11 protein-coding genes are annotated in these 14,477 nt (G+C 40.7%); 6 read left to right on the top strand and 5 right to left on the bottom strand.

The genetic code is table 11. The annotated features are described in order from the left end of the window. Positions 1 to 11 precede the first annotated feature (11 nt). Positions 12 to 851, bottom strand: a complete 840-nt coding sequence (locus tag V7K79_RS12110) for a Pvc16 family protein (RefSeq protein ID WP_335047897.1) — start codon at positions 849 to 851, stop codon at positions 12 to 14. Positions 852 to 1,488: 637 nt separating this feature from the next. On the opposite strand from V7K79_RS12110, the gene V7K79_RS12105 reads away from it, so the two are divergent. The 5 genes from V7K79_RS12105 (at position 1,489) to V7K79_RS12085 (ending at position 7,585) form a co-directional block, all read left to right on the top strand. After that, entirely contained in the window at positions 1,489 to 2,628 is a 1,140-nt protein-coding gene (locus V7K79_RS12105) for a sensor histidine kinase (protein WP_335047895.1), read from the top strand. A 20-nt stretch (positions 2,629 to 2,648) separates the two neighbouring features. After that, complete coding sequence (locus tag V7K79_RS12100) at positions 2,649 to 3,329, top strand: response regulator transcription factor (RefSeq protein ID WP_335047893.1); 681 nt, start codon at positions 2,649 to 2,651, stop codon at positions 3,327 to 3,329. 43 nt (positions 3,330 to 3,372) lie between these two features. Beyond that, positions 3,373 to 5,505: a substrate-binding domain-containing protein gene (locus tag V7K79_RS12095; RefSeq protein ID WP_335047891.1), complete on the top strand. Its 2,133-nt coding sequence runs from the start codon at positions 3,373 to 3,375 to the stop codon at positions 5,503 to 5,505. Next, positions 5,483 to 6,112, top strand: a complete 630-nt coding sequence (locus tag V7K79_RS12090) for an FHA domain-containing protein (RefSeq protein ID WP_335047889.1) — start codon at positions 5,483 to 5,485, stop codon at positions 6,110 to 6,112. The genes V7K79_RS12095 and V7K79_RS12090 overlap by 23 nt, the downstream gene beginning before the upstream one ends. A gap of 390 nt (positions 6,113 to 6,502) precedes the next feature. Continuing rightward, positions 6,503 to 7,585: an anthranilate phosphoribosyltransferase family protein gene (locus tag V7K79_RS12085; protein ID WP_335047887.1), complete on the top strand. Its 1,083-nt coding sequence runs from the start codon at positions 6,503 to 6,505 to the stop codon at positions 7,583 to 7,585. Between the two features lie 73 nt (positions 7,586 to 7,658). Here V7K79_RS12085 and V7K79_RS12080 read toward each other — a convergent pair whose 3' ends face one another. Together V7K79_RS12080 and V7K79_RS12075 are read right to left on the bottom strand one after the other, a co-directional pair. Continuing rightward, positions 7,659 to 9,083 (bottom strand): LCP family protein, encoded by a 1,425-nt coding sequence (locus V7K79_RS12080; protein ID WP_335047885.1) that lies wholly within the window; start codon positions 9,081 to 9,083, stop codon positions 7,659 to 7,661. Between the two features lie 284 nt (positions 9,084 to 9,367). Then, the gene (locus V7K79_RS12075) at positions 9,368 to 9,703 is read right to left on the bottom strand and encodes a hypothetical protein (protein WP_335048120.1); all 336 of its coding nucleotides are present in this window, start codon (positions 9,701 to 9,703) and stop codon (positions 9,368 to 9,370) included. Positions 9,704 to 9,999: 296 nt separating this feature from the next. Here V7K79_RS12075 and V7K79_RS12070 point away from each other — a divergent pair, with 296 nt between their 5' ends. After that, the gene (locus V7K79_RS12070) at positions 10,000 to 11,166 is read left to right on the top strand and encodes an AI-2E family transporter (RefSeq protein WP_335047883.1); all 1,167 of its coding nucleotides are present in this window, start codon (positions 10,000 to 10,002) and stop codon (positions 11,164 to 11,166) included. A gap of 347 nt (positions 11,167 to 11,513) precedes the next feature. Here the strand turns inward: V7K79_RS12070 and V7K79_RS12065 are convergent, their stop codons facing one another. Together V7K79_RS12065 and V7K79_RS12060 are read right to left on the bottom strand one after the other, a co-directional pair. Continuing rightward, entirely contained in the window at positions 11,514 to 12,971 is a 1,458-nt protein-coding gene (locus V7K79_RS12065; protein WP_335047881.1) for an alpha-amylase, read from the bottom strand. Between the two features lie 485 nt (positions 12,972 to 13,456). Further along, positions 13,457 to 14,278 (bottom strand): ABC transporter ATP-binding protein, encoded by an 822-nt coding sequence (locus V7K79_RS12060; protein ID WP_335047879.1) that lies wholly within the window; start codon positions 14,276 to 14,278, stop codon positions 13,457 to 13,459. Between the last annotated feature and the right edge of the window lie 199 nt (positions 14,279 to 14,477).

Below are 14,477 nucleotides of genomic sequence, written 5' to 3'. Positions count from 1 at the left end.
TAAAAAGCTAATTATTCAGGAGTTAGAAATATTTCTTTGAAAGTATTACTTTGGTTCTCTACCAATGCATTGACATTTTGGGGTAAATAGCCAGGATGAGTCAGAGTCAAAACATAATTACCTAAATGAAGGTCTTCAAAGAAGAACAGCCCTTCTTTGTTGGTTAATATGGACTTTTCAGTTCCTCTTACAGCTACTTCTGTCGCTACCAACGGCAGATTTGTCACCGCACTTTTGACAATACCCGCGATCGCAACTCGCCTGGTTAATACTAAACTGTCACTATCACGAGACGATTGATTTCGCAAATTGAAAATTCGCTCCCAAACCAAAGGTACTGGGGTCGGTTGTGGCTCGAAGGGTATTGTAACTGTCAAATATAAGGCTGAACGCAATGGCACACTGAGAGCGCTCCATAAAGAGCCAATCTCAATTGGCGGCTCTAAAGCAACTGTCAGGTTCAAATTACCATAGCCCCGTAACTCAGGAACCAAAAACTCTTCTTCCAAGGTGCGATGGCGCAACAGCACGGTTAACGCCTCACTAATAAAGTGATGCTCACCTAAAGCTGTTCTATCCCAGGCTGTTAATAGCAGCGAAACATCAAACCAAGCGGGTGCCCAATTTACAATGGCAGGTTGTAGAGCGCGTGTTAGCTTGCGTTCAACTTGTCTGCCAGAATGTTGTACCTGCTTACTCTCACGGATATCAAAAATATATAAATTGAGAGTCGGGCCTGCTCCCTCTTCCCTACGATTACCAGGATGGCTAAAGTCAATTTGCTCTGTACTGGTAAGTGAGGTTCCTCCAGCTAGAATTTCGGCTAAAGTTTGAAGAACGAAGATAAGCATCAGGGTGTTCTGCTGGTAGCTAATCCAGATCCATCTACAGTATATGTATCAGGCTTCTAAAGTTAATTAGACTTTTGTCGATATTTTTGGATTAGGCATGGGGCATAGAGAACAGACAAGGGAGACAAGGAGAGGGGGGAGACAAAGGAGAGACTTGTTCAATAATTCCCCCTTGTCCCCTTGTCCCCTTGTCCCCTTGTCCCCTTGTCCCCTTGTCCCCTTGTCCCCTTGTCCCCTTGTCCCCTTGTCCCTCTACCCGTCTGCTCCCCTTTCCCCCAGAATGATGATTGAGAAGCTGGAAAATATTAGTTTCTCAAGAATCAGAAAAGCAGCAACTTCAGTTTATAGATTAGTTTGGAGCGGTTCTTAATTGATGCATTACATTTTTTTAATGTCGAGTAGGCATCTTGCCTTCCTTAGTTAGAGCGAAACGCCCATCCCAGAAGATTTATCGAAGTGTTACAAATTATAGCTTGTATGTACCAATATATACTTATGAAAATAAACTCTGCTGTGAATATAAACTTTATAATTCTTTGTTTGTATGAATTATCTCAAAAGAGAACTTAACAAAAAAATAAACATTCTTGAGACTGCATAATTTTATACTGATCAGCAGAAGAGTAAAAACATTTAGTTGCAAAAAGCGAGTGAAGCTATGACACTAGGCTTTTCTGTACAAAAACTAGAGAATGACTCGAATTATTTGAATTCCTCAGACATCCAAAGCTTTTGTCAGCTTGAGTCTGAGCAGCTAACTAGTCAGTATCCAATTTTTTTCGCTCGGATTGTCTATCATGATTCGTTATTGAGAGCTAATCAAGAAGCGATAAATTATAGTCAAGACCAAGTTCCATTTTCCCCAAAAACTTTAGCTTATTTACGTTCAGAAGCATGGCTTACAGATTTTCCACCTGCTTTGACTTTACATAAATTTAAACTTAAGGACTTTTCATCTATTTCTTATATTTGTCCTATATCCTATAGAAATCAAAAACCTGAATACATTCAAATCATTACTCATGAACCTCTCTCAGAGAGTTTGCAATTATATGTAAAACGCTCTGCTATGCTTCTGAGTAAGTATGTAGATATTTCCTTGGACTATGGCAGACAAAAAACTGAAATAAAACTCCTAGAAGATATATTACATCGAGTCGGTCATCAATTGCGTAACTCTCTAGGACTTATAGGATTGTATGCATATAATCTCTGCTTAGGTTTAGAGAATAACCCTTGGCAAGAGCAAGCAACAATTATCGGTGAAAGTATACAAGATTTAGATACTAATTTAAATGAACTGATTGATTGTGGTCAAAGTGGAAAATTAAGGGTAACATTCCAAGATTTAAGAAGTTTAGTGGTTGAAAGTATTACAAATTTACAACCTCTAATTAATCATAAAAAACTTAAAATAATAATTCCTGATATATCGACAATATTGAAGATAGACAAATTGCAAATGAAACAAGTTTTTGACAATCTTCTTAGTAATGCCGTTCATTTTAGCCCGGATTTAGGAACTATTACCTGTAGCTGGCAAATTTTTCAAGATGAAGTTTTAATTAAAATCTCCGACCAAGGGCCAGGATTGTCTCAAGAAGATTCACAAAAAGTATTTACGCCATTTTATTCCCGACGGAAAGGAGGCACAGGACTGGGTTTAACTATTGCTAAAAAAATCATTTTGGATCATCAAGGAAGTATCTGGGCACAAGTTTTATCTGAAAGTGGAGCACAATTTTCTATGATTTTACCTCGACCAAGGAATGGATAAATAATTCGTCATTTAAAGATATGGTTAATGATCATAAAAAACTTTCAGTTTTGCTGGTAGATGATGAAGAACGCTTCCGTCAAGGGTTACGTACTCTCTTAAGTTTTTATAGTATTAATTCTGCATTACCTGTAGAAGTTATGGGTGATGCAGATTCTGTTGAGCAGGTTTTGAAGTTTACAACCCACAAGTGTCCAGATTTAATTTTGCTGGATATGCAATTGAAAGGATGTGATGGAATTACAGTTCTGGTACGTCTTAAAGAAGCTGCTTATACTGGCAAGGTTTTAGTGTTGTCGGCTCACCAAGAAGACGAGTGGATTTTTAGAGCAATGCAGGCGGGAGCCGCAGGTTATGTGTTTAAAAATCGTGTAGCAACCCAATTGTGTGAAGCTATTGACACTGTAACAAGATCGGAAATTTATCTACCTTCAGAAGTTGCTAGTCGATTTTTTCGGTTTTTTCAGGCTTATTCAGATTCTTGTGTAAAAGCATGTCACGATCTGCATTTAACAGAAAGAGAGCAGGAAGTTTTATACTGGTTAACTCAAGGTGCTTCTAATGAAGAAATCGCTAAACATTTATATGTAACAGTTGCGACGGTTAAGGCGCATCTCACCAGTATTTTTGAAAAATTGAAGGTTACTAGTCGGACTCAAGCGATTGTGGCTGCCCTCAAGTTAGGATTAGTTCACACTTGAGTGTGACAGAAGTAATCGGTGCAATTCACAAAACTCTTTGTATATGGCTTCATTTGAATCTTTTTATCAAGAATACCCCTGCTCGTACAATTCTCCCTTAAATTGCGATCGCCCCTTCCAAACGGCGCAGCAAATGAAGGGTGCTAAGTTTTGCTTGGAATGTGGTTTTCTGGCAACTTTACCACAGGAGGCTGAGATTAAAGGAAGTCAGGGAACTTATCAAATAGCTAATTTTATTGGTGTACGGGGTTTAGGCCGTTTATACTCAGCTGTTCAACTCAAGGACAAACAACCTGTAATCATCAAAGAATACCTGCTCCCCAATCGTTCTTTTAATGAAAGCGAAACTCAAAAGCGGAAGGAGACTTTTAAACGGGTAGGTGGGGTAAGTTTAGCCGATAGTCGAATTCAAAACTTCCGTCTTGTGGAAACTAAAGAAGCGATCGCCGATCAAAAAGGAGAACGTTGTTATTTAATTATTCAAGGAATAGAGTCATCCCAAACTTTAGGTAAGTATCTCATAGAAAAGGGAGCCATGACATCTCTTGATGTGCGTCAGGTACTAAATCAAGGTTTACAAACTCTCCAGTTTCTCCACACCCAAAAGCTGCGTTTTCCATCTAATCAAATACAGTTGGGTATCACTCACGGCAATATAAATTTAGATAGTACTTTAATTAAAATAGAAAATAATCAAAAGTTCTCTATATACTTTTGTGATTTAGCTATCTGGGAAAACTTATTTATTCCACCGATTATTCCTCAACCCGCGTCCGCTAGACCTGAGCAAGATTTAGAATCATTAGGATTATTAGCTTTTTATTTATGGGCAGGGCGAACAACTAATTTTTCATCCAACCAGCTTCTCGATCCTAGAGATAATCAACAATGGCCGGATACCGATAGCCATTTAAAGCAGTTTATTTATCGTTTAATTGGGCTGGAAACTCTTTTTGAGAGTGCAGAAGCGGCTCGTCAAGCACTGCTAGAACTTCCTCAAGAAGATCGTAGCAAAAGTTCGGTGCGTTCGTTGCCAGGTTCTCAAGAAATAAAAAAGCCTTTGTCAATGCCCTTACTTTTGCTATTAATCTTGCTTTTATTATTACTTGGTGGAGGAATTTGGTATTGGCTTTGGGGGAGGAAAACAGCTAGTCCTAATCAATATATACAATGGTCTAGACTTGTGCGGAATTTTTCAGAAGTCCCCAACGTTCCTTCTGGACAATTTACTTACACAGGAGAAAAAGATAGTACATGGAGTTTTGTTTTAACGCAATTAGTGGACAGCAGTCGTTTAAGAGATTTATTAACCAGACCAAAATCAGATGCAACAGCAATATTTGATTATAAATCTGTTTTATCATCAAATATAAATAATCCGATTCAAAGTCTTGAAGAAGTTCAAACAAACAAAAAAGATTTTGCAATTACTAGTTTGGTAGACAACATTACAGATAAACTAGCAAAAGAAGCAGTAGCTTATGATGGGTTACTTGTTTTTGTAGCATTTAATAAAAGAGATTCAAATCTTGCCAATGCTCTTAGGGGGCAAATCAATCTTGAGCAATTGCGTCAAATTTACACAGGTAAAATTACTAATTGGCAGCAAATTAGTTCCAAACTTCCAGATTTACCTGTGAAACCTTTTGCCCCAACTGAACCAGAAGCAATCAGTAAATTTCAACAAATAGTTCTGAAAAATGCCCCTCAAGACGAAGCTTTATTTGCAGCAAAAGTTACTAAACTTGATACAACAAAAACCCAAAACCTGATACGCAGTGAGACTTTAGATGGGCGAAGCACTGGTATTATCAGTTTTGGGATTATCAGTAAAACTTCGAGTCAGTGTACTGGCTATCCGCTAGCGATCGCAGATGGCAATTCAGCGATTCAACCTTTGTTTCAAAAGCGCGATCGGCGCTCAATTAATCCCTCGGATGATTTGTGTCAGCATGATGATTATTATGTTGATGTCACAACTTTCCAAAGCTACCCCTTGGGATACCCTATTTTTGTAGTGTACCCTAAAGACAGCAACCGCCTGCTTGGTGGTTCTACATTTGCCCAGATGCTAACTACTCGTCAGGGTCAGTGTTTACTTGGTAAAGTAGGTCTTGTAGCTTTACAACCTATGCCTGATGATATAAAATCTTATGCCTGCAAATCGGTGCCCTAATCCCAGTTGCGAATATTTTAACCGCGCCCTGCCTAACAATGCTAAGGTTTGTCCTTGGTGTTCTACTCCTGTGGGTAATGTAGTTGCCCCTACATCACAACCGCCTAGTCAACCACCGCCTAATCAACAACCGCCTATTCAGTATCAGCGCCCAGCCACAGACCAACCTAACTACCAGGTTCCCCAACAAGCCCCCGTTGATTATTCAACAGTCTATCAGCAAAGAGTTTCCTATCAACCAACACCGCCTGTTTATACCCCTCCGGCTCAAAGAGCGCCAGCTTTAAAGCTAACTCATAGCAGCGACAGAGAATTTCATCTCGTTGGAGAAGGAGGTTATATTGGTCGCCGCAGTCAGAGTCCAGGAATAGCGCCACCAGAAATTGACTTGACTGGTATTCCCAGTGAGGGAATAGTCTCTCGTCGTCATGCGCGAGTCGATTGGGACTGGTCGCAAAATTCTTACATGATTGTTGATATGAGTACAAATGGTATTTATTTAAACAACAATCCTTTGACTCCCGGTATGCAGTATCGCATACTTAACGGTGATTCACTGCGATTTGGTCAAGATAACCTAGTTAATTTCACTGTATATATTGTGTAGTAAAAAGCTGATTTTATAACTTTTAATTAACAAGACTTGGGGCTTAACAACAAGCAATACGGTTCGGTTAAAGGGGAAGGTGGGGCCCCCTCTGGGGATAAGGGGCAGGGGGAAAGGGGAAAGGGAAAGAAAAAACCTTTAACCCAAACCCAGTAACCTTTTCCCCAAATGCAATTGGTGAGTTTACAATGCTTATCCGAACCGTATTGTAACAACAAGCTTAAGCCCTTTGTTAAAGGTAGACATTCTAAACTAAATAATTTAGTAAACCTGCTGTTTACGACTCATTTTTACCTTCTTAAATCTAAAATTCCGTAATTAGCCATTTTCGGTTGTCACGATAGACAAAGCACAATGGACAAATGACGGTGGACAGAGGACAAAGGAAAAATGAGCAATGTATTTCGGGAATTTCTGCAAAAAGTAGGCAGTGGAAACCACACAGCCGAGAATTTAACTCGCGCCCAAGCAGCCACTGCTACTAAAATGATGCTGCTAGGTGAAGCGACACCAGCTCAAATTGGAGCCTTTTTGATTGCTCATCGAATCAAGCGTCCCACCGGCGAAGAGTTAGCCGGAATGTTGGATGCTTATGAGGAATTGGGGCCAAAACTGCAACCAATAGGCTCTGAGCGACCAGCGATCGCTCTTGGCATTCCTTATGATGGTAGAACACGCACAGCACCAATTAGTCCCGTCATCGCTTTACTACTCGCTACAGTGGGACAACCAGTAGTAATGCATGGTGGCGATCGCCTACCAACGAAGTACGGCTTACCTCTAATAGATATTTGGCAGGGTTTAGGAGTTGATTGGACTACCTTACCATTAGCAAAAACCCAACAAGTGTTTGAGCAAACGGGAATCGGCTTTATTTATCTACCTCAGCATTTTCCCTTAACTACAAGTATTTGGGAGTACCGTGACCAACTTGGTAAACGTCCGCCCTTGGCGACAATGGAGCTAATTTGGTGTCCTTATGCTGCGGATGCTAACGTAATTGCTGGGTTTGTCCATCCGCCAACAGAAGGAATGTTTCAGATCGCTCTCAGACTGCGGGGAGTAACAAAATTTACTTTAGTTAAAGGATTGGAAGGGAGTTGCGACTTACCGCGCGATCGCACTGCAATCATCAGCTTATCTTCATCTGTAGCATCCCAAGAGGTAGAACGATTGCACCTCGTACCGCGTGATTACGGCTTTACTACCAAGAACGTACCCCTTGGAACTACTGAAGAACTGGTGGCAGATATTCAAGAGGTTTTGGCAGGTAAACCAGGTGAATTGATGCAAACAGCCTTGTGGAATGGCGGATTTTATCTATGGCGCAGTGGTATTTGTTCAGATATGGCAGAGGGTTTAGCGAAAGCAGAAGAATTATTAACCAATGGTGTAGTAGCAGCTAAACTCCAAGAACTGAGCCAGGTAGTAAATTCAGTATCAGCAGCATTTATGCCAGTGTCAACAGTTTAGTTACAAGTATGAATTTTCTTATTTGGTAGGTGTCAACATAATTCCTAATTAATTACGAATTACGAATTACGAATTATTTACTCAGCGATTCCTCCAAAATAGATTTTTGTTGTAACCAATCCTGACCCACTTGAATACTGATATCCGAGCCAAGATTGCCAGTGCTTTCCACCCGCACTTCTCCAAAGCCCAAAGTGTTACGGATTGATTCAGCACTGTCACCATCTCCTTGTTGGGCGACAATATGAGTTTCGTCTAAAGGTTCACCCCACGGCTTGGCCACATAGATGTTGCGATATCCAGATTTTTCCAAGGCTCTAATTAACGGTTGCAGGTTAGAGCGATCGCCACCTGTACTATCTTGAATTGCTACACGTAAAGAGCGGTGGTCAGTTGCAGTCCCCAACTGTTCCTGTTCTGACTCCAAACCAAAGTGTTGAGCCATCAGTTTCGCAATACCATCTTTGTTAGGCAACCAATAGCTAGCATCAAACTCGCCTTTCTCGCTAAAGCGACCTGGCAGCATTAACATTTGCATATTAGAGCGATTTGTCCGCACTCCAAAACCCATTAGCGCCACTAATTCTTCAACCGTCAAGTTAGTATCAATATGTTCTTTCACAACATCAAGAACTTTAGGTAATTGAGTAACAGTAGCTGGGTTGAGTGTTTGCTCCATCAAAGCGCGAATCACCATTTGCTGCCGTTGAATCCGACCAATATCACCGAGTTCGTCATGGCGAAAACGCAGCAATTGTAGCGCCTGATCGCCGTTGAGATGCTGCTTACCCGCCTTCAAATTGATGTACAAATGTTGAGAATCATCTTGGTATTTCATATCTTTAGGGACGTAGACAGTCACGCCACCCAAAGCATCAATCAGTTTGGCAACTCCCAAAACGTTAATTCGGATATAGCGATCAATTCCTGCTCCTCCTAAGAGATTACTGACGGTTCTGGCAGTCAAAGCTGGGCCACCGTCAACATTGGCAGCATTAATTTTTTTCACTCCATAACCCTCTATTTCCGTGCGGGTATCTCTGGGAATGGAGAGCATATTTATTTTTTTCGTCTCTGGATCGAATTTGACCAAGAGCATTACATCAGAAAGACCATCAAAAGAGTTTACTTGCGGCAGGTATCTGAGGTTTTTGGTATCTTCAGGAGGGTTTTGGATATCTGGCGGAAGTACGCTCATTCCCATCACCAAAAGATTCACCGGGCGAGTTAATTCTGAAAATCGCAACACACCTCCAGAAATGCGATCGCTATCAAAGACCGCCTCATCCTTGGGAGTTAGCTGGGCTTGTTGCAGAGGCGTACTGGTTAAAGATACCGCCAAAAGCGCCCCCGCAGTTGCTGACACCATTGCAATACCACTCATCCCTACCCAAAACCACAGCCAACGTCCTGATGTCGATTTCTGGGAAATTTTTTTACTAGACCTTGAGGCTTTTCCTGACTGGTTTTCTTCCGCCGAACTTCTTTGAATGGTCACAGACTTCCTCACACTTATTCACTAATCAAATTCAGTTATTTGCAGGCTAAAAACACCCAAACAAATCAACCCATAATAGCTAACTCTTAATTATCGGTGCTAACTTTTTTAATGTAGTGTCAACCACAACACTTATAGCAGCATTTACTCTTTTTTTGGGACAACCTGGAGATGTTTTACTGAAGTATGGCAATAATAAACTGGATTTGACTAGATATATAAATAAATCAGCCATAAATTTTTCAAAAATCAGTAAAAACACCGATAAATTCTCACCCAAAAAATTAAGATAAATACTTACCAAGCACTCGTTCTGCTAAATTACTAAACCCTGGTAAACGACCAGATTTGCCCTGCATTAGGCGCAAAATCAACCAAACACTTACTAAAAAGTAACCTGATGTGAGAAAGCTATTGAGGATAAATAGACGTAGCGGAAAAAAATTTGAAGAAGTTGCTGCTCCGGTGGCTAATAATAGATAACTCAACAACCAAGTAAGTGCCAAAGTAATGGACAGACGACTAATAGCAAGTTGTTCCCGACTACCCTGGCCCCGATACAGCGTCCACAAAGATGGAAAAAAGCCGACAATCGGAACTAAATGTAAAAGCAACTGCATTTTGGGGATTGGGTATTGGGGATTGGGTACTGGGGATTGGGTACTGGGGATTGGGTACTGGAGATTATTATTCTCCCCCTGCTCCCCCCTATCCCCAGAGTGGGCCCCCAGTCCCCCCTGCTCCCCTGCTCCCCACTCCCCACTCTCCATTCCCCACTTCCCATTCTCTTTTGGTTCAAAATTATTCATTGGGGTTAGTCTAACTCCTAAACTAGAAGGATGAATAAGACTCATATAGTTAGAGATAATAAGCTGTAAAGAAAAATTTCACCTAGTTCTATTCCAATCAGCTCAAAATGCAGACACGCAAGCTACTCGACTGGTGGCAAAGATTCACACCAATAGCGCGAATCGGGGCGATCGCGTTATTCCTTCCGCTGCTAGTTCTCAATGGTTGGGCACTTTCGGTCTTCTTTAATTATTTCCATTCTCTCATAGTCATTCTAGTTGCAGCCTCAGTGCTAGCATTTCTGCTCAACTACCCCGTGAGCTGGATGGAGCATCAAGGTGCAAAGCGAGAGCAAGTCGCTATCTTAGTATTTCTCTTGGCTTTATCGATTTTATTGGCATTGGGTGTGACACTTTTCCCCCTGGCTCTTACCCAAGCTCAACAACTGGTGGCTCGTTTGCCAGAGTTAATCGACTCTGGACGCTCTCAGTTAATGATATTAAACGAAAAAGCTGAGACTTTTAGCTTACCGATTAACCTTGATGCTTTAGTGGTGCAAATCAACGATCGCGTCAAAGGACAATTGCAAGCGATCGCTGGACAAGTTTTAAATCTGGCTGTGCTGACAGTTACTAGCCTGCTAGATATTCTCTTAACGATAGTTTTGACTTTTTATCTTTTGCAGCACGGCGGTGAACTCTGGGAAAGTTTAGTGGAATGGCTACCTAATAAATTTCGCGATCCTTTTTCCAAAACAGTCCGCCTCAGCTTCCAAAATTTCTTCATCACCCAGTTGATTTTATCTACCTGTATGGCTTCAGCCCTTATTCCTACCTTTTTGTGGCTGAAAGTGCCATTTGGGTTACTATTCGGCCTAACTATTGGTCTGATGGCTCTTGTTCCCTTTGGCGGTTCTGTAGGCATCGCCCTGACTACACTATTGGTAGCATTGCAAGATTTTTCAATGGGTGTGAGAGTTTTGATCGCAGCATTGATTGTACAGCAAATTCTCGAAAATTTAATTGCCCCTCGAATTTTAGGCAGTTTTACAGGTTTAAATCCAGTTTGGATTTTAATTTCGGTCTTAACAGGGGCAAGAATTGGTGGGCTGTTGGGTGTAATTGTGGCAGTACCTACAGCTGTTGTGATTAAGACTGCTTTAAGTGCCTTGCGTCCTGGTAACGAGATAAACGACAGCGCCACTGGGGAGATAACTGCATCTGTTCCAGCAAACGAGTCCTCTAAAGCTGATGCTAACAAAACTTTGAGCATTTCTGAAGCGACATTGCCCTAATACAAGAAGGCAGGAGCAGGAAGTGCATCATCAGTTATTTATCAGGAACGGTAAGGGGCAAGGGAAAGGGTAAAAAGCTATTGTTCCGATGATGGAGGACTATTATCAACTTTTTACCCTTAATCCCACATTCCACAAGTGCATAGGCGTAGCCCGTCACAGGCATCGCAAAATGCTGTAATTTTTGAAGTATGAGTGTTTCAATATCACAAATCAAAGTACAAGATATCGCTCACGAATGGCATAGTGGCAGCAGTCAGGAACGGTGTTGGATTCTACAGTTTTTTGATACTCCTTGTTGCAAGTATTATCTTCTTTTGCGGAATCTAAGCATAAGTCCTATTAAACTATTTTTGCAGCCAGACTGATATTGAACCACCTGGACATGGGAAATTTCCCCATCCGTCGTTATTGGTGTGAATAATATTGTTTATATGTCCCGTAGCATCATAAAATTCCTGATTGGGTCGGAACATATTCATCCACTTGTTCCCTGGTGAGCTATTGGTCAGCACTACAGCCATTGCACCCGGATGTTCTCTATTACCCAAGCGCGTCCAACCGATAGTATTGGGATGGTCAAAGTAATCATGCTGGTCGCCAAAACCGTATTCTCTACGCGCCTCCAAGAACTTGTCAATCAAGAAACGGTGAGAGTAAAGGGTATTATCACGTCCTTTATCTTGATATTGTGCCCCGTAATAATCTGCATAGAAAACGCAAGGATAGCCTGATTGGCGCAGTAAGATTAGTGCATAAGCTAAGGGCTTAAACCAAGGTTCAACAGGCGACTCTAGGGATTGACAAGGTTGGGTATCATGGTTTTCAACAAAGGTAACAGCTAGGGCAGGTTGTTCTTTAACTAGGGTTTGATCAAAAATCGATCGCAGATCGAAACTACTACCCTCGCGACTAGCTTGGTGAAACTTGAAATGTAGAGGCACATCAAATAACGACAAACGCCCATCACTAGAAGTAATATAACCGTGTAAGGCATCGATATCTTGAGACCAGTATTCACCAACGCTAAACAGTTCCCGCCCACCAAAATGAACTCGCAGGTGATTTAACCAATCACGGAAAAAAGTGGAGCAGATATGTTTAACAGCGTCAATACGAAAGCCATCTACACCTGTGGTATCAACAAACCAACGCCCCCAATACATCAACTCACCGCCCACGAGGTCATTACCTGTATCCAGGTCGTTGGCCATTAAATAATCGTAATTGCCGTGTTCGTGGCTAACTTCTGTCTCAAAATGTTTATCTTTAAGACGGTAGAGTTTGTCTGCCCTTTCAGTATCTACATTGTATGATAATGAATCAAAGCACCACCAATACCATTTCATACTGGAGTATTTATCTCCACGACCAGAAAAATTGAACTTTGTATAAGCTCCAATTTCGTACCAATCGCTGACTGGACGGTTGCGGTCATTCCAATCCATTTCCTGGGCCGAGATGCGTTCTATTTCATCCCCACCATCTTTGTGGTTGAAAACCACATCAGCATATATTTGTATACCTACACGCTGTGCTGTTTTAATCGCCCTTAAGTATTGCTCACGTGTTCCATATTTTGTCCGAACAGTATTTTTTTGATCGAACTCACCCAAATCGAACAAATCGTAAACTGCGTATCCAACATCCCATGTTCCACCACTGCCTTTATAAGCTGGCGGTAGCCATAAGGCAGTGAAGCCTGCATCAGCTAGCTCATTAACTGTTTTATCCAGCTTGTCCCATAATGTACCATCATTGGAAATGTACCAATGGTAATACTGCATTATTACGCCGTTAGTCATGCGATCGCCTTTTTAGAATCTTTGATTTTACAGATTTTTGTCAGAAATCTCTGATGCTAGAATATGTTACTTTTGTCACACACCCTCACTTCATCCGAATTTATTTAGGTTTTAATATGCATGAAAATATACAAATACAGCAAAAAATATCTAGATAAAGACTAAAGATTTAACCAGTCTTTGCCAAGTAAAATCACCAATTAGCAGTTTTATAATTTGCTGTTTATCTATTAGTTTTTATTATCGAGTAAAACTTTATTTACAGGTTTCCTGATTTCTGATGCTTCGTAACTACAACTCATACAACTTCATCAAACTTCACGCCAGCTTTGTCGTCGTAAATAAGTATCTGGAGTTAAACGACTGAATCTGCAAGATATTTTTTGCTTGCTGCGAGTAAGAAAACTTATTCTCTACTCTGCAAGACGAGAATAAAGAAATACTTAACTGAAGTGTATTGTGCCATGTAAGGTTTTTATTTGTTTCTATTTTTTCCCCTTTCTTCCCACTGGTATACACATCGGTGTACCGGAAACTGGGTCTGGAATAACCCGACATTCCAATCCAAACACCTCCCTTACCATCTTCTCAGTGATCGCCAAATTAGGTTCGCCAACAGCAAAAATTTGACCTTCTTTCACTGCTACCAAATAATCAGCATAACGGCAGGCATGATTCAAATCATGTAACACCATGACAATCGTTCTTCCCTGGTTTTGGTTTAAATCATACAATAAATCTAAAACTTCTATTTGGTGCGCTAAATCTAAAAAAGTAGTTGGTTCATCTAACAATAAAATATCTGTATCTTGAGCTAATGCCATTGCAATCCAAGCACGTTGTCGCTGCCCACCAGAAAGAGTATCTAACTCGCGTTCTGCTAAGTATTTGATTCCAGTAATTTCTAACGCTAGTTCTACTAATCTTTCATCTTCTTTTGTCCATTGCTGCAACCAGCTTTGATAAGGAAACCTTCCACAGGCTACCAAATCTCTAACGATTAATCCTTCTGGTGCAACGGGCCCTTGAGTAAGAATTCCTAATTTTTTAGCAACATCTTTTGTTGATAGCTTAAGTATATCTGTTGTATCTAAATAAATTGTGCCAGCACGAGGTTTTAATAATCTTGCTAAACCCCGTAATAAAGTGGATTTTCCAGAGCCATTTGCACCAACTAAAGCAGTTATTTTACCTGGTGGTATATCTAAATTTAAATGCTTAATAATAGTTATATGATCATAACCCAAAGTCAAATTATTCGCTGACATTTGGTAATGTAGATTCTCGCTCATTAATGATATTGACATAATTAAATTTAAAGGAATATTTTGGTGATTTTGTAAGTATGTAATATCATGTTTGCTTGATTACTTAATTAAACTCATAGAACCCCACGCTGCTTTATCAGCGCTTTATCTCACATTTTGCAGATAGGGGATTCAGGAAAGCCAGGACGGTGACAGGGGAAATCCTATGAGAATTCGGCGCGTAGGGTGCAATGACTAT

Origin of the sequence: Nostoc sp., assembly GCF_036917575.1 — a bacterium.
GTDB lineage: Bacteria > Cyanobacteriota > Cyanobacteriia > Cyanobacteriales > Nostocaceae > Nostoc.
The sequence above is the reverse complement of the archived record's forward strand: the minus strand, read 5'-3'. Positions and strand labels throughout refer to the sequence as shown.

Coding starts and splice junctions, on each gene's coding strand:
- V7K79_RS12110 (WP_335047897.1), bottom strand. CDS start 851: ATGCTTATCTTCGTTCTTCAAACTTTAGCCGAAATTCTAGCTGGAGGA.
- V7K79_RS12100 (WP_335047893.1), top strand. CDS start 2,649: ATGGTTAATGATCATAAAAAACTTTCAGTTTTGCTGGTAGATGATGAA.
- V7K79_RS12095 (WP_335047891.1), top strand. CDS start 3,373: ATGGCTTCATTTGAATCTTTTTATCAAGAATACCCCTGCTCGTACAAT.
- V7K79_RS12090 (WP_335047889.1), top strand. CDS start 5,483: ATGCCTGCAAATCGGTGCCCTAATCCCAGTTGCGAATATTTTAACCGC.
- V7K79_RS12085 (WP_335047887.1), top strand. CDS start 6,503: ATGAGCAATGTATTTCGGGAATTTCTGCAAAAAGTAGGCAGTGGAAAC.
- V7K79_RS12075 (WP_335048120.1), bottom strand. CDS start 9,703: ATGCAGTTGCTTTTACATTTAGTTCCGATTGTCGGCTTTTTTCCATCT.
- V7K79_RS12070 (WP_335047883.1), top strand. CDS start 10,000: ATGCAGACACGCAAGCTACTCGACTGGTGGCAAAGATTCACACCAATA.
- V7K79_RS12065 (WP_335047881.1), bottom strand. CDS start 12,971: ATGACTAACGGCGTAATAATGCAGTATTACCATTGGTACATTTCCAAT.
- V7K79_RS12060 (WP_335047879.1), bottom strand. CDS start 14,278: ATGTCAATATCATTAATGAGCGAGAATCTACATTACCAAATGTCAGCG.